The organism is Roseomonas sp. TAS13, from assembly GCF_001950415.1.
GTDB classification, from domain to species: domain Bacteria; phylum Pseudomonadota; class Alphaproteobacteria; order Acetobacterales; family Acetobacteraceae; genus Roseomonas; species Roseomonas mucosa.
Genome location: NZ_BDLP01000559.1, coordinates 1 through 2,037, shown reverse-complemented (window position 1 = coordinate 2,037; position 2,037 = coordinate 1). Strand labels below are relative to the sequence as shown.

The window sequence follows — 2,037 nt, the reverse complement described above, 5'->3', positions numbered from 1 at the left end:
GCCATGGCCTCCGGCAGGTCGCGCGGCGAGGCGAGGTCGCGCGGGCGGTGGCGGATCTCCACCGGGAACATCCGCCCCGCGCTCTCGATCACCGGGGCGGGGCGGCCTTCCTCGCCGAGCAGGGTGGCGAAGCCGGCGGCGTCCAGCGTCGCGGACATGGCGACAAGGCGCAGCTCCGGCCGCAGGGCGCGTTGCAGGTCGAGGCAGAGGGCGAGGCCCAGATCGGTGTCGAGATGGCGCTCGTGCGCCTCGTCGAACAGGACGGCGGCCACGCCTTCCAGCCCGGGATCGGATTGCAGGCGGCGGACCAGCAGGCCCTCGGTCACGACCTCGATGCGGGTGGCGTCGGAGACGGCGCGGTCGAGCCGGGTGGTGAGGCCCACGGTCTGGCCCAGCGCCTCCCCCCGCAGGTCGGACATGCGCCGGGCGGCGGCGCGGGCGGCGAGGCGGCGGGGTTCCAGCACCAGGATGCGGCCATCGCCCAGCCAGGGCTCGTCCAGCAGGGACAGGGGGACCAGGGTGGTCTTGCCGGCGCCTGGCGGGGCGACCAGGACGGCGTTGGAAGCGTCGCGCAGGGCTGCCGCCAGGCGCGGCAGGGCTTCCGTGACGGGAAGTTCGGGGAGCATGTTGCCGTCAGATAGGCGCAAGCGTCGCGCTTTGTCACATGCCGAGGATTGCAAGGCGTTCATGTTGTCGCGTTTAGTGAGGCGTATGGCACAGGTGGTTGGCTTTCCGGGGATTCCGGCGGGAGGGAGGCTGGCGAGGCTGGCCCTGGCCGCCGCGATCCTCGTGGCCGCCCCTTTGATCCCGCCTCTGGTCGCGCCGGGCATTGGCTGGAACGGCGCGCAGGCCGCCGAATCCGCACCCGTCGCCTCGCCGCGCGCGACCGTGGTGCTGGCCAGCGAGATGGCGGCGGTGGCGCCGGGGCAGAGCTTCCGGCTGATGCTGCGGCAGAGACTGGCGCCGGGCTGGCACACCTACTGGACCAATCCGGGCGATGCGGGGCAGCCGCCGGAACTGGCGCTGGACCTGCCCGCAGGGGCCTCGGCCGGGCCGCTCCGGTTCCCGGCGCCGGAGCGCATTCCCTTCGGGCCGCTGGTGAATTTCGGCTATGAGGGGCGGGCGGATTTCCCGCTGACCGTGACAGTGCCGGGCGACCTGGCGCCGGGGCAGGTCTTCACCGTGCAGGGCAGCGGCAACTGGCTGGTCTGCGAGAAGGTCTGCATCCCGGAGGAAGGGAGCTTCCGCCTGGACCTGCCGGTGGAGGCGAAGCCGCGGCCGGATGCCGTGCTGTCGGCGGCCTTCGCCGAGGCCGAGGCGGCGCTGCCCAGGCCCTCGCCCTGGGCGGCGCGGGCGGGCTTCGACGGGCCGCGCGGCGCCATCGCGCTGGACGGGGCCGAACTGGGGCCCGGTGCGGTGAAGCAGGCCTTCTTCTTTCCGGCGGAGTGGGGCGCGGTGGACAATGCGGCGCCGCAGCCGCTGAGCCTGCGCGACGGGGGGCTGGTGCTGGGCCTGTCGCGGGGCCAGGGCGATGCGCCGAAGGAGCGGCTGGAAGGCGTCGTCGCCATCACCGACGCGGCCGGGACGCGCGCCGCCTATACGGTGTCGGCGGCGATCGGCCCGGTTCCCGTGGCGGCGGAGGGCGTGCCGGTGGGTGCCGCGGCGCCGGCGGCGGGCGGCGCCACGCCCCGGGCCGCCGTTCCCGGCATCGGCCCGTTGCAGACGGCTCCCTGGGCCATGCTTTGGGCGGCGTTGGGCGGGCTGCTGCTGAACCTGATGCCCTGCGTCTTCCCCATCCTGGCGATGAAGGCCATCGGGCTGGCCCGACTGTCGGGCGAGGCGCGGCGGCGGGTGCGGGTCCATGCCGCGAGCTATTGTGCCGGGGTGGTGCTGTCCTTCCTGGTGCTCGGCGGCGGGCTGCTGGCGCTGCGGGCGGCGGGGGGCGTGGCGGGCTGGGGCTTCCAGTTCACGCAGCCGGTCTTCGTGGCGGTGATGGCCTGGCTGATGCTGCTGGTCGGGCTGAACCTGTCCGGCGTC

General features: G+C 74.5%; 2 protein-coding genes. One reads left to right on the top strand and one right to left on the bottom strand.

Annotation, left to right across the window (positions count from 1 at the left end; translation table 11 throughout):
• Nucleotides 1–626: DEAD/DEAH box helicase (locus ROTAS13_RS23550; protein ID WP_139323541.1), on the bottom strand; the 626-nt coding region annotated here is incomplete at its 3' end.
• An 85-nt stretch (nt 627–711) separates the two neighbouring features.
• Here ROTAS13_RS23550 and ROTAS13_RS23545 point away from each other — a divergent pair.
• Nucleotides 712–2,037, top strand: a 1,326-nt coding sequence (locus ROTAS13_RS23545; protein ID WP_256371407.1) for a protein-disulfide reductase DsbD domain-containing protein, incomplete at its 3' end; no start/stop codon positions are given.